The 21,096-nt window shown below is 66.5% G+C and carries 22 protein-coding genes and 1 riboswitch; of the genes, 11 read left to right on the top strand and 11 right to left on the bottom strand.

The window, feature by feature from the left end:
* Positions 1-130 precede the first annotated feature (130 nt).
* The 11 genes from AC3A6P_RS32220 to AC3A6P_RS32170 form a co-directional block, all read right to left on the bottom strand.
* A complete protein-coding gene (locus AC3A6P_RS32220; protein ID WP_487696451.1) occupies positions 131-871 on the bottom strand; it encodes an energy-coupling factor transporter transmembrane component T family protein in 741 nt (246 codons plus the stop codon).
* On the bottom strand, positions 868-2,316 hold the full coding sequence (locus AC3A6P_RS32215) for an ABC transporter ATP-binding protein (RefSeq protein ID WP_487696450.1): 1,449 nt from the start codon (positions 2,314-2,316) through the stop codon (positions 868-870). The genes AC3A6P_RS32220 and AC3A6P_RS32215 overlap by 4 nt, the downstream gene beginning before the upstream one ends.
* Entirely contained in the window at positions 2,313-2,927 is a 615-nt protein-coding gene (locus tag AC3A6P_RS32210) for an ECF transporter S component (RefSeq protein ID WP_487696449.1), read from the bottom strand. Before AC3A6P_RS32210 ends, AC3A6P_RS32215 begins: the two co-directional genes overlap by 4 nt.
* Before the next feature lie 133 nt (positions 2,928-3,060).
* A riboswitch (TPP riboswitch) is annotated at positions 3,061-3,172 on the bottom strand.
* Positions 3,173-3,203: 31 nt separating this feature from the next.
* On the bottom strand, positions 3,204-3,770 hold the full coding sequence (locus tag AC3A6P_RS32205; RefSeq protein ID WP_487696448.1) for a hypothetical protein: 567 nt from the start codon (positions 3,768-3,770) through the stop codon (positions 3,204-3,206).
* Between the two features lie 6 nt (positions 3,771-3,776).
* Positions 3,777-4,166 carry a hypothetical protein gene (locus AC3A6P_RS32200; protein WP_487696447.1) on the bottom strand — a complete coding sequence of 130 codons (390 nt, stop codon included), beginning with the start codon at positions 4,164-4,166 and terminating at the stop codon, positions 3,777-3,779.
* Positions 4,167-4,182: 16 nt separating this feature from the next.
* The gene (locus AC3A6P_RS32195; protein WP_487696446.1) at positions 4,183-4,935 is read right to left on the bottom strand and encodes a TMEM165/GDT1 family protein; all 753 of its coding nucleotides are present in this window, start codon (positions 4,933-4,935) and stop codon (positions 4,183-4,185) included.
* A 326-nt stretch (positions 4,936-5,261) separates the two neighbouring features.
* Entirely contained in the window at positions 5,262-5,675 is a 414-nt protein-coding gene (locus tag AC3A6P_RS32190) for an NUDIX hydrolase (protein ID WP_487696445.1), read from the bottom strand.
* 24 nt (positions 5,676-5,699) lie between these two features.
* On the bottom strand, positions 5,700-6,788 hold the full coding sequence (locus AC3A6P_RS32185) for a sulfate/molybdate ABC transporter ATP-binding protein (protein WP_487696444.1): 1,089 nt from the start codon (positions 6,786-6,788) through the stop codon (positions 5,700-5,702).
* Positions 6,785-7,597, bottom strand: a complete 813-nt coding sequence (locus tag AC3A6P_RS32180; protein ID WP_487696443.1) for an ABC transporter permease — start codon at positions 7,595-7,597, stop codon at positions 6,785-6,787. The genes AC3A6P_RS32185 and AC3A6P_RS32180 overlap by 4 nt, the downstream gene beginning before the upstream one ends.
* Entirely contained in the window at positions 7,594-8,400 is an 807-nt protein-coding gene (gene modA, locus AC3A6P_RS32175) for a molybdate ABC transporter substrate-binding protein (protein WP_487696442.1), read from the bottom strand. Before modA ends, AC3A6P_RS32180 begins: the two co-directional genes overlap by 4 nt.
* A complete protein-coding gene (locus tag AC3A6P_RS32170; RefSeq protein WP_487696441.1) occupies positions 8,397-8,801 on the bottom strand; it encodes a TOBE domain-containing protein in 405 nt (134 codons plus the stop codon). Before AC3A6P_RS32170 ends, modA begins: the two co-directional genes overlap by 4 nt.
* Positions 8,802-9,053: 252 nt before the next feature.
* Here AC3A6P_RS32170 and AC3A6P_RS32165 point away from each other — a divergent pair, with 252 nt between their 5' ends.
* The 11 genes from AC3A6P_RS32165 to AC3A6P_RS32115 all read left to right on the top strand — a co-directional run bounded on the left by AC3A6P_RS32165 (position 9,054) and on the right by AC3A6P_RS32115 (position 21,059).
* Positions 9,054-9,665 (top strand): TetR/AcrR family transcriptional regulator, encoded by a 612-nt coding sequence (locus AC3A6P_RS32165; RefSeq protein ID WP_487696440.1) that lies wholly within the window; start codon positions 9,054-9,056, stop codon positions 9,663-9,665.
* Entirely contained in the window at positions 9,662-10,447 is a 786-nt protein-coding gene (locus AC3A6P_RS32160; protein WP_487696439.1) for an SDR family NAD(P)-dependent oxidoreductase, read from the top strand. The genes AC3A6P_RS32165 and AC3A6P_RS32160 overlap by 4 nt, the downstream gene beginning before the upstream one ends.
* 3 nt (positions 10,448-10,450) lie before the next feature.
* A complete protein-coding gene (locus AC3A6P_RS32155; RefSeq protein WP_487696438.1) occupies positions 10,451-11,278 on the top strand; it encodes an enoyl-CoA hydratase-related protein in 828 nt (275 codons plus the stop codon).
* 581 nt (positions 11,279-11,859) lie between these two features.
* The gene (locus AC3A6P_RS32150) at positions 11,860-12,630 is read left to right on the top strand and encodes an MlaE family ABC transporter permease (protein ID WP_487696437.1); all 771 of its coding nucleotides are present in this window, start codon (positions 11,860-11,862) and stop codon (positions 12,628-12,630) included.
* Between the two features lie 3 nt (positions 12,631-12,633).
* Positions 12,634-13,491 carry an MlaE family ABC transporter permease gene (locus AC3A6P_RS32145; protein WP_487696436.1) on the top strand — a complete coding sequence of 286 codons (858 nt, stop codon included), beginning with the start codon at positions 12,634-12,636 and terminating at the stop codon, positions 13,489-13,491.
* Positions 13,492-13,501: 10 nt separating this feature from the next.
* Positions 13,502-14,689 carry an MCE family protein gene (locus tag AC3A6P_RS32140; protein ID WP_487696435.1) on the top strand — a complete coding sequence of 396 codons (1,188 nt, stop codon included), beginning with the start codon at positions 13,502-13,504 and terminating at the stop codon, positions 14,687-14,689.
* Positions 14,686-15,711: an MCE family protein gene (locus tag AC3A6P_RS32135; protein ID WP_487696434.1), complete on the top strand. Its 1,026-nt coding sequence runs from the start codon at positions 14,686-14,688 to the stop codon at positions 15,709-15,711. Before AC3A6P_RS32140 ends, AC3A6P_RS32135 begins: the two co-directional genes overlap by 4 nt.
* On the top strand, positions 15,711-16,793 hold the full coding sequence (locus AC3A6P_RS32130; protein ID WP_487696433.1) for an MCE family protein: 1,083 nt from the start codon (positions 15,711-15,713) through the stop codon (positions 16,791-16,793). Before AC3A6P_RS32135 ends, AC3A6P_RS32130 begins: the two co-directional genes overlap by 1 nt.
* Positions 16,790-18,259, top strand: coding sequence for an MCE family protein (locus tag AC3A6P_RS32125; RefSeq protein ID WP_487696432.1), 1,470 nt, complete (start codon positions 16,790-16,792; stop codon positions 18,257-18,259). Before AC3A6P_RS32130 ends, AC3A6P_RS32125 begins: the two co-directional genes overlap by 4 nt.
* A complete protein-coding gene (locus AC3A6P_RS32120; RefSeq protein WP_487696431.1) occupies positions 18,256-19,524 on the top strand; it encodes an MCE family protein in 1,269 nt (422 codons plus the stop codon). The genes AC3A6P_RS32125 and AC3A6P_RS32120 overlap by 4 nt, the downstream gene beginning before the upstream one ends.
* Complete coding sequence (locus AC3A6P_RS32115) at positions 19,524-21,059, top strand: MCE family protein (RefSeq protein WP_487696430.1); 1,536 nt, start codon at positions 19,524-19,526, stop codon at positions 21,057-21,059. The genes AC3A6P_RS32120 and AC3A6P_RS32115 overlap by 1 nt, the downstream gene beginning before the upstream one ends.
* Positions 21,060-21,096: the final 37 nt, after the last annotated feature.

The following is a 21,096-nucleotide window of genomic DNA, read 5'->3' as shown; positions in this document are numbered from 1 at the left end:
TCCGACACCTCCGGCGCCCGACACCGGCCGGCTCTTGTCGTCGAGGCCCGGATCGCAGTGCTGTCGTTGCGCTTTCGCCTCCCGTGGCGGTACAGGACGTGAGAGCGGTGAGGAAAGGTCTTACCCGCCCTCAGCTCCCGACGAAATTCCAGGTGCCGAAGGCGATGGAGACGCCGATGGCCGCCGCGGCGATGGCCACGCCGGCGGCGATCAGGGCGAGTTCTCGCGGTCCGAAGGTCGACGGCCGCGCCCAGGTCCGGGTGGGGTAGGCTCCGAATCCCCGTGCCTCCATTGCGGTTGCGAGCTTGGACCCGCGGCGCAGCGCGAACACCAGCAGGGCAAACGATTGGCCCACGAAGCGCCGGATCCGGCCCTGATCGGCCACCCCTCGGGCGCGGCGGGCGTGCCCGAGGTACTGCCAGTCCTGTCGTAGCAGCCCCACCAGCCGCAGACCGGCCATGGCGCCGACCACGAACCGGGCGGGGAGTTTGAGCACCTGGCCCAGTCCGTCGGCCAGCTCGGTGGCGTCGACGTCGATGAACAACAGCACCGAGGGCAGCGCAATGGCCAGCACGCGCAGGAACATGGCCAGGGCCAGCTCGATGGAACCGTCGCTGACGGTGATCAGCAGAAAATGCCAGTGCACGGTACCGCGGGGCTCGCCGTAGAGCAGGTTGGTCAGTGCGGTGAGGGCGGCCGCGACGGTGATGACCGCGCCACGAATCACGAACGGCCGCAACCGGACACCGAGTGCCACGAACAACGGGATCTCCAGTACCAGGGCTGTCAGCGCCGACACCCAGTCCACGCTGAGCACGAGCGCCAACGCGATGACCCCGGCTGTCAGCAGTTTCGCGACAGGGTTGATCACAGCGTTATCCGGTCGTCGGCCAGGACGTCGACGAATTCCGCATCATGGGTCACCGCCACCACAGCGCTGCCGTCGTCGGCGATCTCGGACAGTAGGTGGATCAGTTCCTCCCAGGTACGACGGTCCTGCCCGAACGTGGGCTCGTCGAGGACGATGATGTCGGGCCGCGTCATCAACACGCCTGCCACCGACAGGCGGCGCTTCTCACCGCCGGACAGCGTGTACGGGCTGCGGTCGGCCAGATGACTCAGCCGCAGTCGGTCCAGCAGCGCGTCACCGAGTGAATCGATTTCGGCCTGGCCGAGTTTGAGGGCTTTGGGCCCCAGCGAGAGCTCGTCACGGACGGTGGGGGTGAGGAACTGGTGCTCGGGATCCTGGAAGACGCTGGCGATGCGGGTCAGCAGATCCTTGGAGCGCCACCGGGCGGGTTCGCGGTTCTTCGGCGACGGCGCGAAGTCGGAGCGTGCTTCGAGTGCGCCGCCGTGCGGTGGCAGCAGACCTCCGAGGGTCAGGGCCAGTGTCGACTTGCCCGCGCCGTTGGGGCCCGTCACCGCGGTGACCCGCCCCGCCGAGATGCCGAAGTCGAGCCCGGTGCGAAGCGGCGGATTCGCGCGGTACCCCAACGACAGGTCCGTCGCTGCCAGCAGAGGTTCCCCCACAGGCGGCGGGGTGCGGTTCAGGTGGGGGACCGGTGCATCAGGGATCCAGATACCGGACTGCAGTAGGTGATCACGTTCGCGCCGGATGGTCTGTTCCGGTGGGCCGTCGGCCATCACAGTCCCGTCGGCGCCGAGCACGATGACCCGGTCGACGACGGGTAACCAGACCTTGGTGCGGTGCTCGACGACGATCAGGGTGGCACCGGTCAGTTCGGCGACCGCGGTCACGGCGTCGCGCACCTCGATCACCCCGTCGGGATCGAGATTGGCGGTGGGTTCGTCCAGCAGGAGCAGGCCCGGGCTCATCGCCAGCACACCTGCCAGCGCCAGCCGCTGTTTCTGCCCACCCGACAGCGTTGAGGTGTTGTGGTGGACAGGGAGATTCAGGCCGACCGACCGCAGCGCCGCGTCGACGCGCGGCCAGATCCGGTCGCGGGGAACGGCGAAGTTCTCCATGCCGAACGCGACGTCGTCGCCGACGCGGGACAGGATCACTTGTGAGTCCGGGTCCTGTAGCACCATTCCGAGGCGGTTCCGTTGCTGCACCGGTGCGGCGCCGTCGATCAGAAGCCTGCCCGCCTGGTGCCCCTCCTCGGAGCCGCCGAGCAGCCCGGCCAGACCGTGCAGCAGGGTCGATTTCCCCGACCCCGACGGTCCGAGCAACAGCACCCGTTCTCCGGCCGCGACGTGCAGCTCCAGATCCTCTATCGCCCAACGGCTCTGACCGGCGTGCTGCCAGCCCCACCCGGCGGCCGTCACGTCGGCGCCACCGAGACGAGGTGTCATCGAGGCGCGGGACTCGCGACCACTCTTCCGGACTCGAAGCGGCTGAGCGCTCCGGTCTTGGCGAGGCCCCGGACCACGAACCAGGACAGCACCCCGGCCAGGACGGCACCGGAGACCACTGCCGAGGCGGTGTAGATGGCTGCGAAGGTGGTGGTCGATCCCGGGTACCAGAGGATCAGGTCGTTGATGGCCAGGGCCAGACCGGCGGCAGCGCCGGCGGCGGTGGCCACGGGCAGGTTCCACCGGCGATAGAGGAACAGCGCGAACACCAGTTCGGCGCCCAGGCCCTGCACCAGGCCGGACTCGATGGTCAACACGCCCCACTGGTTTCCGACCAGGGCCGACACCGTGGCGGCCACCAACTCGCCGTAGAGGGCCGCGCCGGGTTTGCGGATCACCAGCGCGGTGAGCACGCCGGCGAAGAGCCAACCGCCGCCCGCGAGTGCCTGCAGGCCGGGCAGGACGGCGTTCAACGGGGTGGCGATGGGATTGGACGCGACGTTCCAGAAGACGAAAACCAGGCCGGCGGCCACCGCGAGCACGCTGGCGACCACGATGTCGACGACGCGCCAGCGCACGGGGCGACGGGTGTCGGAGGTCGGATGGGACATGAGACTCCTCGTACTGAGTATTTGAGATTCGTGCACGGACCGGGCAGCGACGAATCGTGAAGGCGAGCACGGCGATTGCGACCGTGGCAGTGCGGCGCCGAAACGGGCGCTCAGATGGGTGTTACGTGACAGGCAATGTTCACGTGCATCTCCCTACGCCGGCATTACCCGGTCAGGTTCGTACGGTCGACAGCCGGTCAGCCGTCCTCTCAGCGCACTCGGTGTGCACTCCCGTGGTGTTCCGTGCTCCAAGCTAGTCCACACACACAGGAGTTGCTATACCGGGTGGGTGCTGGTGAAGCACCAATCCGTGCCGTCGGCGGTCCCGGTGGCGAGGTAGTCCGCGGCCGAGCGGGGGTCATGCCGGGCGATGAGGGTCTCTTCCTGGGCCGCCCATCGGTCCCAGAAAGGACGGTAGGTGTCGCCGTCGCGCCGCAATGCCCGCTGCTTGCGCACCTCGTCGTCGGCGTCGATCCAGATGCCGATGTCCGCCAGTGCCCGGTTGCCGGCGGACAGGGTGCCGACGCCTTCCACGATCAGGCGTTGGGTGGCAGTGACCGGACGCCACCCGGCGGGGGTGTTCGTCGTCCAGTCCCACTGCCTCCAGCGCGCTGGATCACCCGCGCTGCGCGGTTGCAGCAGTTCGGTGTGAACGTGGTCCACCGCCCAGGCCAGGCCGTCCCAGCCGGGGTAGATGTCATCGAGGCGCACCACCACACTGCCGGCCCAGCGCTGGGCCAACTGGTCGGCCAGGGTGGATTTGCCCGACCCCGAACGTCCGTCGATCAATACGGTGACCACCCCGGAGGCACACAGGTGCCGGGCCAGTTCGTCGAGTGTCACCGCAGCTCAGCTGCGCGGGCGGGAGAACAGCCAGACCGTCAGCCAGACCGAGGCGGCCGTGATGAGCAGGGCGCCGGGGACGTGCACGCTCAGGGTGTGACCCTTGCCGAGGTAGGCCTGGACAAAGGAGAAGGCGAACAACCCGAGGGCCAGGGCCGCCGCCCACCAGCCGTGACGCCGTTGCCGCGCCAAGCCCGCCAGCGTCACGGTGAGCACACCCGTCACCACGTGCAAGGCGATCGCAGCCCCGCCGTGGATGTCCAGGAATTCGCCCGCCTGGATCACCGACCCGGCGGTGACGAACAGGACGGCCACCACGGCGACCGTGGCGAGCGCCAGGAATCGGGAAAAGACGAGCCAGGGTGCGGTCTTCGGCTTCTCGGCGACTGTCGTCATGACGTCCCTTCCCTGGTCAGATCCGGTTCTGCGTAGGCTCCTCGGCGGCGGATGCCTGCTCAGTCTCGCCGACGGCGGGGGAGGTGTCCTGCGGTTTCAGCACCGCCGGCCGGAATCGCTCGGGTAGGGCGCGCAGCATCGCCGCGCACAGCGCGACGATGGCCGCGGTGGCGAGGGCGATGACCCAGATCGGAGCGCTGGTGAAGATGTTCTCCAGCAGCATGTAGAAGCCGAACAAGAGGAACAGGACCGCCGCGCCGATCTGGATGAGCCGCTCGGGCAGGTGCTTGCCGGCGACCGCACCCACGATGATCGCTAGCCCGTCGGCGACCACCATGCCCAGGGTGGATCCGATCCACACGCCCAGCCAGTCGTTGTCGGCGGCCAGGGTGATGGTGGCGAGCATGGTCTTGTCGCCGAGCTCGGCCAGGAAGAACGCCGAGGTGACCACGAAGAATGCGGCACCGGTGGCCCGCTGGGCCCGGCTCTTCTCTTCGTCGCTGAGGCTGTCGCCGCGCAATGTCCAGAGGCCGAAGAAGACGAACATCGCGCCGGCCAAGAGGCCGAGAAGGTGCGTCGGCAGCGCGGCGCCCAGGTAGTGCCCGATCGCGACCGACAGGACGTGGACCAGTGTCGTCGCCGCCGTGATCGCGCCGAGTACCACCCACCAGCGGTAGCGCAATGAGAACGTCATCGCGACCAGCTGGGTCTTGTCGCCGAGCTCGGCGACGAAGATGACGGCGAAGCTCAACAGGAGAGCGGAGAGCACGGGACAACCCCTCGTTCGGGTGGTTGCCGGAGGGGATCATCAGATGCCTCCGGCCGGCAACCAATGCGGTCTGTACGGCCGAAGGTCTCGCCCACCGGCTGACTGCCGGTCCGGGTAACCGGGCGTTGCGGTGACCCGCAGCGCCAGTATGTCGACTACCCGATTGGGGGGCTACTCCCCTTCGCTTTTCCCAGATTGGCACAGCTTCGCGGGTATTGCAAACCGAGATGCACGAAAGATGGTTCGTATCAATAGTTTTGGATGTACTACCGGCAGACTTCGGTTACCCTGAAAATTCTGTGACGTTTGCTGAAACTCCGCTGGAATCAAGTGCCGCAACACCTTTCGCGCACGAGCTGCAGCACTACATCCCGCGTCAACGGCGCCAACTCGATGTCGCCGGGCGCTTCCGCGTCGATCCACACCATCTCGGCGATCTCGGCGCAGGCTCGGGGCTCCTGGTCCAGCGTCACCGAGAACATCTCGGCTTCGACCGTGTGGCCGGGCTCATTGGCGGCATCGGCGACGTAGCGGCCGAGCCCGCGGATCTGCGCCGGGGGTACATCGACGCCCAGCTCTTCCCGCACCTCCCGCCGAAGAGCTTCCAGCGGTGTCTCGCCGGCATCGATTTTCCCGCCCGGCTGCATGAAGGCCGTGGTGCCGCGCTTTCGGACGACGAGGACGCGGTTTTCTGCGCCGACGATCACCGCGGCGGAAACGCTGATGACAGGGCCGGGCACGGCCGTGAGTGTAGTTGCGCGGTGTCAGGGACGTCCGGGGTCCAGCCCCGGCAGGAGTTGCACCTCCTGGGCCTTGACCACGAAATACACCCGCCGGCCGGGGACGAGGTCGAGGTCGGCGACGGCCGCGGCGGTGATGTCGGCGGCCAGCCCGGTGCTGCCGTCGGGTTGGTCGGCGCCGCGGATCCGGACGGTGGCGCCGTTGATCTCCATCTCGGCGATGGTGGTGTGGATGACATTGCGGGGACTGCCGTGGGGTTCATCCAGGTGTACCGACACCGCCGCCGGAGCGAAGAGGGCGACGGCTGCGGTGTTGGCGTCCACGGCTCCGACGCCGGAGATCGTGGCATCCCACGCTGTGGTCAGGACTCCTGGCCCGGTGACGGTCCCGGACACCAGGTTGACTCCGGCGATCCGCGCGGCGAACTCGCTGCGGGGTGCGGCCAGGACGTCGCGGACGGCACCGCGTTCCACGATGCGACCGCCGTCGACGACGATCACCTTGTTCGCGATCCCCAGCGCGTCGAGCAGGTCATGGGTGACGATCACCGCCGTGCGGCGCCCGTCGCGCAGGATGTCGCGCAGCAGGCGGCGCACCGCGGGCGCCGCGGTGACATCGAGGGCGGCCATCGGTTCGTCGAGGAGGAGGACTTGCGGTTCGGCGGCCAGCGCCCGCGCCACGGCCACCCGTTGCGCCTGCCCGCCGGAGAGCTGTGCGGGACGGCGACCGGCCAGGTGCTCGGCGTCCACCGCGGCCAGCCATCGCTGCGCGACCACGGCGGCCTCGGCACGGCTGTTGCCTTTGCAGCGGGGGGCATAGGCCACGTTGGCGGCCACACTCATGTGCGGGAACAGCAGCGCCTGCTGCGCCAGCATCGCCACCCCGCGGGCGTGCGGCGGCACGAACACGGCGGCCTCGGTGTCGGTGACCACGGTGTCACCGAGCACGATGCGGCCGGAGTCCGGACGCAGCAGCCCGGAGATGAGCGACAGCAGGGTGGATTTGCCCGCCCCGTTGGGGCCGAGCACGGCCAGGACGTCGCCGTCGTCGAGCGTGAGGTCGAACTCGGCGTCGCGCAGGTGCACTCGGGCGTGCAGTTCGATCCTGCTCACAGTGGCCCGGTCAGTCGCCGTGAGGCCGACGCCACCACGATCAGTGCGGCGACGACGATGAGTAGCAGTGAAAGGGCCACGGCCGCATCGGGATCGGTTTCCCGCTGCAGGTAGATCTCCAGCGGGAGAGTCCGGGTCACGCCTTGCAGCGAGCCGGCGAAGGTCAAGGTGGCGCCGAACTCACCCAGTGAGCGGGCGAAGGCCAGGACCGCGCCGGACATCAGCCCGGGCAGCACCAGAGGCAGCGTCACCGTGCGCAGTACCGTCGTTGGGCGGGCACCGAGCATCGCGGCGATGTCCTCGTACTGCTTGCCTGCCGATCGCAGTGCGCCTTCCAGGCTGACGACCAGAAACGGCAGGGACACAAACGACTGCGCGAGGACGACGGCGGTGGTGGAGAAGGCGATCCGGATGCCGAACGCCTCGAGGTGCTGACCCAGCAGACCCTGACGGCCGAAGGTGTACAGCAGCGCGATACCGCCGACCACCGGAGGCAGCACCAGGGGCAGCAGCACCAGGGCCCGCAGTACGGACTGCCCGGGGAAGCGCGCGCGGGCCAGTACCAGGGCCATCGGCACGCCGAACGCCACGCACACCACGGTGCTGGCGGCGGCGGTCTTCAGACTCAGAATCAGTGCGGCGCGGGAAGATTCGGAGGTGATCAGGGTGATGAAGTTCGGCCAGTCGATCGACAGCAGGATCGCGATCAGCGGGACGGTGACGAACATCGCCCCGACGGCGGCGGGCAGGTAGATCCAGGAGGGGAGATCCACCTGGATCAGCCCACCGGCCGACCGTCGCACCCTCATGGAGCGGCGAAGCCCGCTTCGGACAGCGCCGCCTGCCCATCCGGTCCGGTGATCAGGTCGACGAATCGTTGTGCCGTGGCACTGTTGCCGGCGTCCTCGAGAACGGCGATGGGGTAGGTGTTGACCGCCTCGGCGGATTCGGGGAAGGGGACCGGAGCGACCTTGTCCCCGGCACCCTTGGCGTCGGTGACATAGACCAGACCCGCGTCGGCCTGTCCGGAGGTGACCTTGCCCAGGACGTCGGTGACCGCGGATTCCTCGCTCACCGGGGTCAGTGTCACACCGGTCTGCTGCTCGATCTTCTCGGTGGCCGAACCGCACGGGACCTGTGGTGCGCACACCACCAGCGAAACGTCCGGCTTGGCCAGATCCGCAAAGGAAACAACGCCTTTCGGGTTTCCCGGCGGAGTGACGATAGTCAGGGTGTTGGTGGCGAAGTCCACCGGATCGCCGGCGACGACGCCGGCGTCGACGGCTTTGGTCATGTTCTTCTCGTCGGCGGAGGCGAAGACGTCCGCGGGTGCGCCCTGGGTGATCTGGGTGACCAGATCGGAGGAGCCGGCGAAGTTGAAGTTGACTGTGGTCCCGGGATTGGCTGCTTCGAACCGGGTGCCGAGTTCGGTGAAGGTGTTTTTCAGCGAGGCGGCGGCGAACACCGTGATCTCACCGCTTGTTTCGGCTGATGCCGCCGAGCTCCCGGCCGGTTCCGGCGATGACTGCGAGCCGGGGGTGGAACCGGAACAGCCCGCGATGAACGCGACGGTGCCGACGGCCACGACCAGCACGGCGGACCTGGAGTTCATGAACTTCCTCTCGGGGTTTCGACCACCACGGTGGTTGCTTTGACGACGGCCACGGCCAACTTGCCGGGTTCGAGGCCCAGTTGTTCGGCCGATTCGCGGCTCATCAACGAAACGACCGTGAACGGACCGCACTGCATCTGCACCTCGGCCATCACGCCGTCGGCGGTCACCCGGGTGACGAGGCCGACGAGGCGGTTGCGTGCCGAACTCGCGATGCCGAGTGGGTCCGGCGGGGGAGCGGCGTGCTGTCGGGCGAACTCGGCGAGGGCCTTGCCGTCGATGACCTTGCGGCCGGCCTCGTCTTTGGCTGCGGTGAGGCTGCCGCTGTCGATCCAGCGGCGCACGGTGTCGTCGCTGACACCGAGCAGGGACGCGGCGTCCTTGATCCGGATCGTGGTCATCGGTCCTCCCTCCGGGGCGGCAGTTACCCGTGTTCCGTGTTTGCGGACTTACAGCCTATTCGAGAAAGCATATGCGGTGAAATGAGGGTTTTGCAGCCGCTGATGAAAAGGATGGCGACCAAGTGTGGCCGAAAGGCAAACCCGGCACTGGTGAGCTTCACCGAGGTCGTGCTCGGCGTCCAACAGCGTTCGCCGCGGCCCGACGGCCGACCACTGCTTGACCACCGCCACCTGATGGGACATATTGCAGATATGTCCCACGCCGGTGTGGCCGTCGTGCGCGTCACCCGTGACAGCGCCTTCGATGTCGCCGTCGGATGGTTCCTGGATGGACGGCGCCTCGACATGCGGGCCCTGGCGCGGGAACTCGGGGTGGGCCGGTCGACCCTGTATCGGTGGTTCACCAGTCGTGAGGCGCTGCTCGGCGACATCGCCTGGAAGATCATGTCCGACACCATCGCCAGGATCGAGGCACGCGACCGCGGCGGGGGAGGTCCGCGTGAGCGTTTCCTGCGCGTCTACGGCCGGGTCACCGAGACGGTGCGGGACTTTCCGCCACTGGTGACATTCGTCGCCGACGATCCCGACTACGCCCTGCGGGTGCTCACGTCGAGTTACGGCACCGTCCAGGGACACCTGATCGCCTGGGTGTCAAGCCAACTCGACGCCATGACCGAGATCGGCCCAGAGGTGAGCCTCGACGACCTGGCCTATGCGATCGTGCGGCTGGCCGAATCCTTCCTCTGGAGCGACATGATCACCGGTAGCCCGCCACGGGCACGCACCGCGATCGGGATGATCGAACTACTGCTCACCGGTGCCTGCGCCACTCGACGACCTCAAGCAAGGAGCTCTGCCCGTTGACCGGAACCTCGAATCCCGACAATCCTTTCGACCTGCACGGCCACGTCTCGGTGGTGACCGGCGGCGGGTCGGGCATCGGCTTGGGCATCGCCTCGGGGCTGGCCCGTGCCGGGGCAGCGGTGGCGATCATCGGCCGGTCCGCGCAACGGTTGGGCGAGGCGCAGGCGACGTTGGAACAGTTCGGCAACCCGGTGCTGGCGGTCGCCGCGGACGTGAGCGACGAGCGGGCCGTCACCGCGGCGATGAGCCGCGTCCGCGCCGAATTGGGCGGCCTCGATTCCTGTTTCACGAACGCAGGCGTGGGCGGCGGTGTCACTGCGCTGCTGGACACCAGCCTGGAGAAGTTCCGGTCGGTCACCAGCGTCAACCTCGACGGTGTCTTCCTCACCCTGCGTGAGGCCGCCCGGCAGATGATCGAGTCCGGGACCGGCGGCAGCCTGGTGGCGATCTCGAGTATGGGAGCCCGTCAGGGCATGCCCCGTCAACACGCCTACAGCGCCTCGAAAGCCGGTATCACCGCGATCGTCAACAGCGTCGCCGTCGAACTGGCCCGCCACGGGATCCGGGCCAACACCGTCGAGCCGGGCTGGATCTCCACCGACATGATCGACGCGGCGCTGTCGTCGGATGTCTTCAATCAACGTGTGCTGCCCCGGGTTCCGCTTCGCCGGTGGGGCAGACCCGATGATCTCGCCGGTGTGGCGGTGTACCTGGCCAGTCCGGCCAGCGCCTATCACACCGGAGACGTGCTCCTGGTCGACGGCGGATATGCGAGGTTCTAGACGATGACGTACGAAACGATCACCTATGAGGTGTCCGATGCGATCGCGTCGATCACCCTCGATCGCCCCGAAGCCCGCAACGGCTTCACTCTCTGCATGGCTGACGAGCTCAATGCTGCTCTGTTGCAGGCAGATTCGGATGACGCCGTGCGGGTGGTGATCCTCAAAGCGGCCGGGGACAACTTCTGTGTCGGTATGGACCTGGCCGGCGACGGGTCCATCGGTGACGTCGACGACCCGGACTGGGACGAGCCCGCCACCCGGGTGGCGCGCCCGATCACCAACCTCAACAAGCCTGTCATCGCCGCGATCCAGGGCGCCGCCATCGGGGTGGGGATCTCGATGACCCTGCCCGCCGATTTCCGGCTCGCGTCCGACGACGCCCGCTTCGGCTTCGTGTTCGCCCGCCGCGGCCTGTTCCCGGAAGGCGGATCGTTGTGGTTCCTTCCGCAACTCGTCGGACTGGCCAAGGCCAAGGAATGGATGATCAGCGGGCGCGTGTTCGACGCCGCCGAAGCGCATGCCGCCGGGCTGGTGACCAGCGTGCATCCCCGGGATGAACTGCTGCCTGCCGCCGAGAAACTGGCCCGCGAGATCGCGGTGCACGTCGCGCCCGTGTCGGCCGCGGTGATCCGGCGCAGCCTGGTCGTCATGGCCGCCGAGGGTGATCCCGAAGCGGCGTTCGCCATCGACAAGGCGACCATTCCGTACGCGTTCGGGTCGGCTGACGCCACCGAGGGCATCATGTCGTTCCTGCAGAAGAGGCCGCCGGAGTTCAACGGCAAGGCGAGCCAGGAGGTCTCGCGCTTTCCCTGGCTCCGCGGTACCTGACCGGAGCCGGCTGAGGGGACGCCGCAGCGGGATGCTGGTGGGCGTCTGGGGCGTCGTCGACCATCTCGTGTTGCACGCCGTAACGCAGTCGCTGCTCGGCCATCATGGTTGACCCGCCAAGCATCGGGCCCGATACCGCCGGCAGGTGTTTCGAGGCCGTGTGGGGGACGCCAACTTCGCGGCGGCCGCGTCGCCGAGGAAGGCCCGCGTCAGCCCGTCGACGATGGAGGCGGCCACGCCGTGTTTGCGCGCGCCCCCGCCGGGCGGTAATTCGGCGATCTCCACCGCGAGATAGTCGTGTGTCAACGCGCGGACGAAATCACGGTCGCCGTCGTCGGGATCGGTTGCGGTGAGGGCATACAGCCTCGATGCGGATGTGGTCGGCCTCGCCCCCTGCCGTGAGTGAGGCCGCGGCCAGCACGATCCCGTAGGAGGCCATATGGCGATTCTTCGCGAACTCGATCAACGGTCCATCGACGTCCCAGTGTGCGGGAGGCACTGTGTGCTCCACTTCACTTGGGTGTCAGTCTTTGCGCCGGACCACAGCGATTGCCGTGTGGCCTTGTGACGAAGGGTGCCTGATGCGTCGGTCTGGCCTGGACGGCCCGCTGCAAGCGGTCGGCGGTCTGTTCGGCATGTCCCTCGATGCGGTGCGGTTTGCCTTTCAAAGGCCTTTTCAGGGCAGGGAATTTCTGGATCAGGCCTGGTTCGTGGCCAGGGTGTCGTTGGCTCCGACGCTGCTGGTGGCGATCCCTTTCACAGTTCTGGTCAGTTTCACCTTGAACATCCTGCTTCGCGAACTCGGTGCCGCCGACCTCTCCGGGGCGGGTGCGGCCTTCGGCGCAGTCACGCAGGTGGGGCCACTGGTCACGGTGTTGATCGTGGCCGGAGCGGGCGCCACCGCGATGTGTGCCGACCTGGGTTCGCGCACCATCCGCGAGGAGATCGATGCCATGGAGGTGCTGGGTATCAACCCGGTCCAGCGACTCGTGACCCCGCGCATGCTGGCCTCCGGCCTGGTGGCGTTGCTGCTCAACAGCCTCGTGGTGATCATCGGAATTCTCGGGGGCTACCTGTTCTCGGTGTTCGTCCAGGACGTCAACCCGGGTGCGTTCGCTGCCGGCATCACACTGCTCACAGGCGTGCCGGAGGTCATCATCTCCTGCGTCAAAGCCGCCCTCTTCGGGCTCATCGCCGGTCTGGTCGCCTGTTATCGCGGCCTCACCATCAGCGGCGGTGGCGCGAAGGCCGTCGGCAACGCCGTCAACGAGACGGTGGTCTACGCGTTCATGGCGTTGTTCGTCATCAACGTGATCGTGACGGCCATCGGCATCCAGATGACGGCGGACTGACCCATGGGAACTCGTGATGTCCTCGGCGCGGCCTATCCGCGCGTCACCGCCCAGTTGGGCAGACCGGTGTCCCTGCTGGGACGCATCGGCGACCATGTGCTGTTCTATGGTCGAGCGCTCGCCGGAACCCCACACGCGGCAATCCATTACCGCAAGGAGATCATCCGTCTGATCGCCGAGATCAGCATGGGCGCAGGAACTCTGGCGATGATCGGCGGCACCGTGGTGATCGTCGGTTTCCTGACGATGGCCGCTGGTGGCACGCTCGCAGTGCAGGGCTACAGCTCGCTGGGCAACATCGGGATCGAGGCACTCACCGGCTTTCTGGCTGCCTTCATCAATGTGCGTATCTCGGCACCTGTGGTCGCAGGGATCGGTCTGGCAGCGACCTTCGGCGCTGGTGTGACAGCGCAGTTGGGCGCCATGCGCATCAACGAGGAGATCGACGCGCTCGAAACCATGGGCATCCGCCCGGTCGAATACCTGGTCAGCACCCGCATCGTTGCCGGAATGATCGCCATCGCCCCGCTGTATGCGGTGGCAGTCCTGTTGTCCTTCGGCGCCAGCCACGTCACCACGGTGCTGCTGTTCGGGCAATCTGCCGGCCTCTACTCGCACTACTTCAACACGTTCCTCAATCCCGTCGACCTGCTCTGGTCGTTTCTGCAGGCGGTGTTGATGGCGCTCACGGTGTTGTTCATCCACACCTACTTCGGCTACTTCGCCACCGGGGGACCATCGGGAGTGGGCGTTGCAGTCGGCAATGCGGTGCGCACGTCGCTGGTGGTCGTCGTGTCGGTGACGCTTTTGGTGTCGCTGTCGGTGTACGGCGCCAATGGAAACTTCAATCTGTCGGGATGAGGTGATCAGCATGAAAACCAGTGCGGCGCGGCCCATCGCGGGCGCCATCACCGTCATCAGTATCTGCGCTGTCATCGCGCTGTCGGTGGCGTTGTTCCGGGGCAGTTTCACCGACAGCGTGACGGTTACGGTGCTCTCCGACCGGGCCGGTCTGGTGATGAACCCGGATGCGAAGGTGAAGCTGCACGGCGCCCACGTGGGTTCTGTTGCCTCCATCGATCCACTGCCCGACGGCCGGGCCGCGATCCGGTTGGCCCTGGATCCTTCTGCGCTGGAACTGATTCCGGCCAACGTGGGGGTCAACATCGGTTCGACTACGGTGTTCGGGGCCAAGTCGGTGGAGCTGGTCCCGCCGGCGGCTCCCTCAGCGCGACCCCTGCGTGCCGGACAGGTACTCGAGTCCGGTCACGTCACCGTCGAAATCAACACCGTGTTCGAACAGCTGGTATCTGTGCTGTCGAAGATCGAGCCGGCCAAGCTCAACGAGACTCTGGGCGCGCTGAGCAAATCCATCGACGGGCGCGGCGAGCAGGCCGGCCAGACCTTCGCCGATCTGGACGCTCTGCTGGCCACACTCGATCCCAGTCTGGACAACGTGAGTCATGAACTCGCCGTTGCTCCTTCGGTGATCAACGCCTACGCCGATGCTGCGCCGGATCTGCTGGCGACCATCGACAACGCCACGACCCTTAGCGACACGGTGGTCGACAAGCAGACCGATCTCGATTCCGTCTTGGTCAGTGCCACCGGACTGGCCGATATCGGCAACGATGTGGTCTCGGAGAACCGGCGGCCGATCACCGATGTACTGAAACTCCTGGTGCCCACCACCGACCTGACCAACGAGTACCACGAAGCACTGCACTGTGGTCTGGCCGGCATGGTGCCCCTGGCCAAGGGGCCGCCCGTGCCGGTACCCGGTGTGTTGCTGCTGGATTCCTTCCAGCTCGGGACGGAACGCTACCGATACCCGGGGAACCTGCCGAAGGTCGCCGCCACGGGCGGGCCGCAGTGCGGGGGCCTGCCCGACGTCGGCTACCAGAACCGCGTGCCCTTCGTGGTCTCCGACATCGGCGCCAACCCGGCTCAATACGGGAACCAGGGCATCCTGCTCAACTCCGATGCGCTCAAGCAGATGTTGTTCGGCCCCCTCGACGGCCCGCCGCGCAACACGGCACAGGTCGGGCAGCCCGGATGAGACGGATGAGTTCCACCGCGATCAAATTCGGTGCGTTCGGTGTGGTGATGACGCTGCTCACCGCCGCGTTGTTCGCCATCTTCGGCCAGTACCGCACCGGCTCGGCCAGTGACTACTCTGCGGTGTTCGCCGACGCCTCGAGTCTCAAGAGCGGAGACTCGGTACGGGTTGCCGGCATACGAGTGGGCACGGTCAAAGACGTTGCACTGCAACCGGACAACACGGTGGTGGTTGGTTTCGATGTCGGCGATGACATCGTGATGACCACGGGGACCAAGGTGGCGGTGCGCTATCTCAACCTGGTGGGTGACCGATACCTGGAACTGATCGACGGCCCGGGGTCAACCCGGATCCAGGACCGTAAGGCGCGGATCCCGCTCGAGCGTACCGAGCCGGCTCTGGATCTCGACCTGCTGTTGGGAGGTCTCAAGCCCGTCATCCGGGGGTTGAACCCCGAGGACGTCAACGCGCTCACCGGATCGTTGATACAGATCTTGCAGGGACAGAGCGGCAACATCGAAACCCTGTTCAGTAAAACATCGGGTTTCGCCAACGCGGTCGCCGATAACGGTCAGACCGTGCAACAGCTGATCGACAACCTCAACGTGGTGGTCAGCACCATGTCCCGCGACGGCGAGAAGTTCTCCGGGGCAGTGGAACGGTTGGAGCAGTTGGTCACCGGGCTGTCGCAGGACCGTGATCCGATCGGGGCAGCCATCGACTCGCTGGAACAAGGCACCGCGTCGGTAGCCGACCTGCTGACTCAGGCACGTCCGCCCCTGGCCGGCACCGTCGATCAACTCAACCTGATCGCGCCCCAGCTCGACAAAGATAAGGCGCTGCTGGATATTTCACTGCAGAAGGCGCCCGCTAACTACCGCAAACTGGTGCGTCTGGGCGCCTACGGCAGCTGGCTCAATCAGTACCTCTGCGGAATCTCCGTGCGGGTTACCGACCTGCAGGGCCGCACTGCCTATTTTCCGTGGATCAAGCAAGACACCGGAAGGTGCGCTGAGCCCTGATGCTGAAATACCGTGGAGCGCACCTGGTTCGCACCGGCTTCATCGGCCTGGTGTTGATCGCGCTGATCATCACAGTGGGGCTGCAGCCCAAGCAGTTGTGGGCGATGGTCACGTCGCTGAAGTACCGGGCGGAGTTCACCGAGGCCGGCGGCCTGTCGGTTGGCAACCAGGTGAAGGTGTCCGGAGTGAACGTGGGGTCGGTGTCGGACGTGGCCCTGGAGAACGGCAAGGCCCTGGTCACGTTCTCCATCGACGGCAAGGTCCGGCTGGGAACCGACACCACCGCTCACATCCGCACCGGGACACTGCTCGGCGAGCGCATGCTGACCCTGGAACCCGCGGGCGCCGAAACCATGGATCCGCTGACGGTCATCCCGGTCTCTCGCACCGCGTCGCCCTATTCGCTGTCCGAAGCTGTGTCTGAACTGACCACCAACACCGCCGGCACCGACACCGTGTCTCTGAATCAGTCGCTGGACACCCTTTCCGAGACCATCGACCGCTTGGCCCCGCAGCTGGGTCCGACATTCGACGGAGTGAGCCGGCTGTCCCAGGCGATCAATGCGCGCGACCAGAGTCTTGGTGAGCTGCTGGGCAGTGCGGCGGATCTGACTGGCATTCTGTCCGAGCGCAGCAATCAGCTGAACTCGTTGCTGCTCAACGCCAATGACTTGCTGGGTGTACTCGAACAGCGTCGGTATGCGATCGTCACGCTGTTGGCCAACACATCGGCCATGGCGCAGCAACTCTCCGGCCTGGTTGCCGACAACGAGCAGGAGTTGGCTCCCACCCTGGCCAAGATCAACTCCGTCAGCGAGATGCTGGAGCGCAATCGTGACAACATCGCCGCGGCGCTCGAAGGTCTGGCCAAGTACCAGGTGACCCAGGGTGAAACGGTGAACAACGGCTTTTACTACAACGCGTTCGTCGGCAACCTCCTGCCCGGACCGGCCATCCAGCCGTTCCTCGACTACGCACTGGGTTTCCGGCGAGGCGTCAATGCCGGCCAGCCGCCGGACAACGCCGGCCCCCGAGCCGAGTTCCCGTTCCCCTACAACGGCATACCTGGCGGTTCCCGATGACAAAGTCCCGGAAGCGAACACTGGCTACCAAGGCGCTGGCCTATGGCCTAACCGCCTTGCTGGTCGCGGGTGCCGCGGTGCTGGTGAAACAGAGCTTCTTCAGCCCGCACATGATCACCGCCTACTTCTCGTCGGCCACGTCGATCTATCCCGGTGACGAGGTTCGGGTGGCCGGAGTCAAGGTCGGCACCATCGAATCCATCGAACCCGCCGGTGATCAGGCGAGGTTCACGCTGGCGGTGGATCGCAGCGTCCCGATTCCCGCCGACGCCGAAGCCATCATCGTGGCGCCCAACCTGATCGCTGCGCGGTACGTGCAACTGACGCCGCCGTACCAGTCATCGGGGCCGGTACTGGGTGAGAACGCCCAGATCGGCGTCGAACGCACGGCGGTGCCGGTCGAGTGGGATGAGGTCAAAGAACAGCTGACCAGACTGGCAACCGAACTCGGTCCGTCCAACGGTGTCTCGCAGACCTCGATCAGCCGATTCATCGACAGCGCGGCCAACGCGATGGACGGAAACGGGGCAAAGCTGCGAGAGACCATCGCACAGCTGTCCGGTGTCAGCCGAATATTGGCCGATGACAGCACCAACCTCGTCGACATCATCAAGAACCTGCAGATCTTCGTCACCGCCCTGCGCGACAGCAACACTCAGATCATCCAGTTCCAGGATCGCCTCGCCTCGGTCAGCAGCGTCGTCGACGGCAGCCGCGGCGAGATGGACGCCGCGCTGACCAATCTGGCTGAGGCGGTGGGTGAGGTGGAGCGGTTCATCGCCGGGACCCGCGATCAGACCGCCGAGCAGATCCAACGGCTGGCCGACATCACGCAGAACCTGGCCGACAATCGGACGGCGCTGGAGAACGTCCTCCATGTGGCGCCCAACGCGATCGGTAACGGGTACAACATCTACAACCCTGACACGGGTTCGATGATGGGTGCGTTCGCGCTGGGCAACTTCGCCAATCCGGTCCAGTTGATCTGTTCGGCCATCGGTGCCGTGCGCAACGCCACCGCGGCCGAGAGCGGCCGGATCTGTGCCGAGTATCTGGGACCGGCGTTGCGGCTGTTGAACTTCAACAACATCCCGCTTCCGTTCAACGCCTACCTGAAGAAGTCTCCGAGCCCGCACAACCTGATCTATTCGGACCCGGCTCTGGCCCCCGGTGGCGCGGGGGGCAATCCGACTCCGCCGGAACCACCACCTGCGGTCTCGGCGTACACCGGCGGGGGAGACGTGCCACCCCCGCCCGGCTGGGGTACACCGGCGGGCCCACCCGGTGCGTACGCGCCCAACGGACTTCCGGCCACCCCCGCCCCTGCCTTGTTCCCCGGGGCGCCCATTCCCGCCGGACCGCCGGTACCCGCCCCGCCGGCTCCGGCGAACCTGCAGCAGATGCTACTGCCGGCGGAAGCGCCGCCTGGTCCAGCGCCGTCACAGGAAGGTAACCCCCCGTCATGACCCGCCGTGGACGCGTCCCTCGCCTGGCCGCCGGCGCCACCTGCCTGGCGCTGCTGACCACCGGGTGTTCGTTCGACGGACTCAACTCGCTGCCGCTGCCTGGCACCGTGGGTACCGGATCCGATGCGGCGAAGTACCACGTTTTGGTCACCAATGTCGGTTCATTGGAATCGAATTCGCCGGTCATGATCGGTGATGTGGTGGTCGGTGCCGTCGGTCGGATGACGGTTGACAACTGGCATGCCAACGTCGAGATCTCCGTCGAACCAGATGTGGTGATCCCCGCCAACGCGGTGGCCACCGTGGGACAGACCAGCCTGCTGGGGTCGATGCATCTGGCCTTGGACCCACCGATGGGACAGCAGCCCAGCGGTCGGTTGCAACCGGGCGCGACCATAGGTCTCGACGATTCATCGACCTACCCATCGACCGAGCAGACTCTCTCGTCGCTGTCGGTGGTGGTCAATGGCGGTGGCCTGGGGCAGATGGGCGATATCGTCCGCGAGTTCAACGCCGCGGTCAACGGCCGGGAGAACCAACTGCGCGATCTTCTCCTGCGGCTCAACGACTTCGTCGGGATGCTCGACACCCAGCGAGGAGACATCAACGCCTCCATCGACTCGCTGAACCGGTTGTCGGGCACCTTCGCCGGACAGCGTGAGGTGATCACCCGGGCGCTGGAACGTATCCCACCCGCCATGGAGGTGCTCATCCAGGAGCGGCCCCGGCTGACCACCGCCTTGGACAAGTTGCGCGTATTCAGCGACACCGCAACAGGATTGATCAACGATACCCAGGCCGATCTGGTGCGTAACCTGAGCAACCTCGAGCCCACGCTCAAGGCACTCGCTGACATCGGTGACGATCTGGGCACGGTCCTGTCCTATGCCCCGACGTTCCCGTACCCGCAGAACTTCATTGACCGCGCCATCCGGGGCGACTACATGAACCAGTTCATCGTCTTCGACTTCACCATCCCGCGCCTCAAACGCGGACTCTTCCTGGGCACTCGCTGGGGACAGGAGGGCGCCCCGATGGTTCCGGCCCCCGGGGACCCGTGGTACCTGAACTACACCCTGGATCCGCTCAACGCGCCGGTGACACCACCGACAGAGGTGGCCACCATGCCGCCGCTGGTCGATCCCCCCGAGGGGGAGGCGGCCGTCGACGGGCAGCCTCCTGCCGACGGTGGGACCGTGACGACAGACGGTACCTCGACACCGGGACCGGTGGTGCCTCAACGACCCAGTGAGGGTGGCAACTGATGCTGACACGCTTCATCCGAATACAGCTGGTGCTGTTCACCATTGCAGCTCTGGTGGCGATGGGGATCATGGTGATCAGCTACTTGCAGGCACCCACACTCCTGGGTTTCGGACGCATGACGGTGACCGTCGAGTTGGAGGGCACTGGGGGGCTGTACACGTTCTCCAACGTCACCTACCGCGGAGTCGAAATCGGGAAAGTCACCGAGGTCCGTCCCACTCGCGAGGGGGCGGAGGCCACCCTGTCGCTGCAGACGTCGCCGAAGATCCCCGCGGATCTACGTGCAGTGGTCCGCAGCGTGTCGGCGGTGGGCGAGCAGTACGTCGATCTGCAACCGGCAACCGAGTCAGCTCCCTACCTGGAGAACGGCTCGGTGATCGCGAGGGAAGACACCACGATTCCCCAGCCGGTCGGCCCGATGCTGGACCAGGCCAGCGCGCTCCTGGACAGCATTCCCCGCGACCGCATCCCGGACCTCCTGGACGAGTCGTTCCAAGCATTCAACGGTGCCGCCTACGACTTGGGCTCACTGCTGGACTCCTCGTCGACCGTGATCACCGATGCCAACAACGCAGCCGACCAGATGAAATCACTGATCGACGACGGGCGCCCGCTGGTGGACGGGCAGGCCCAGAGCACCGACCAGATCCGCATCTGGGCGAGGAGCCTGGCCGGTGTGACCGGCCAGCTGGTGGACAACGATCCGCAGGTACGCACACTGCTGGAGCAGGCGCCGGGTGCTGCCGATGAGGCTTCGAGGTTGTTCAACGCGGTCAAGCCGACGATGCCGGTGCTGCTGGCCAATCTCACCTCTGTCGGTCAGGTGGCACTGGCCTATCACGCCTCGCTGCAGCAGATGTTGGTGCTGCTGCCACCCTTCGTGGCCGCGACGCAGACAGTCGGCGTAGCCCGCAACAACCCGACCGGCATGGCGATGGGTGACTTCACGTTGAGCATGAATGATCCGCCGGCCTGCACGGTGGGTTTCCTGCCGCCCTCGTCGTGGCGCTCTCCGGACGACGAATCCGACATCGACACCCCCGACGGCCTGTACTGCAAGTTGCCGCAGGACTCTCCCATCGCTGTACGTGGCGCCCGCAACTACCCGTGTATGGAGGTCCCCGGCAAGCGAGCCGCGACTGTCGAACAGTGCAAGAGTGACAAGCCTTTTGAGCCGTTGGCGATGCGCCAGCACTCCCTGGGGCCCTATCCGATCGATCCGGGCCTCATCTCCCAAGGCATTCCACCTGATGACCGGGTCGATTTCAGCGATCAGATCTTCGCACCGCCGGGTGGCACTCCGATGCCTCCACCGGTTCCGGCAGGGCCACCGCTCGCGCCGCCAGCGGAGTCAGCGCCCGCAGCGCCGGCTGCTTTCGCGCCCAACGACACTCAGGGGCCGTCTGTGGCAGTCGCCACCTATGATCCGGCGACGGGGCAGTACGCCACACCGCAGGGCAACGTGTTTCGTCAGAGCGATCTGGCACCCGTGGCGCAGGACAAGACGTGGAAGGACCTGCTGCCCACCGGGTGAGCGCGAGGGCGCGCCAGGGCAGCGCACCCTCGCCAGT

It is taken from the genome of Mycobacterium sp. Soil_C_30 (genome assembly GCF_057656995.1).
Note: the sequence above shows the minus strand (reverse complement) of the source record. Positions and strands in the feature narration are given on the sequence as shown.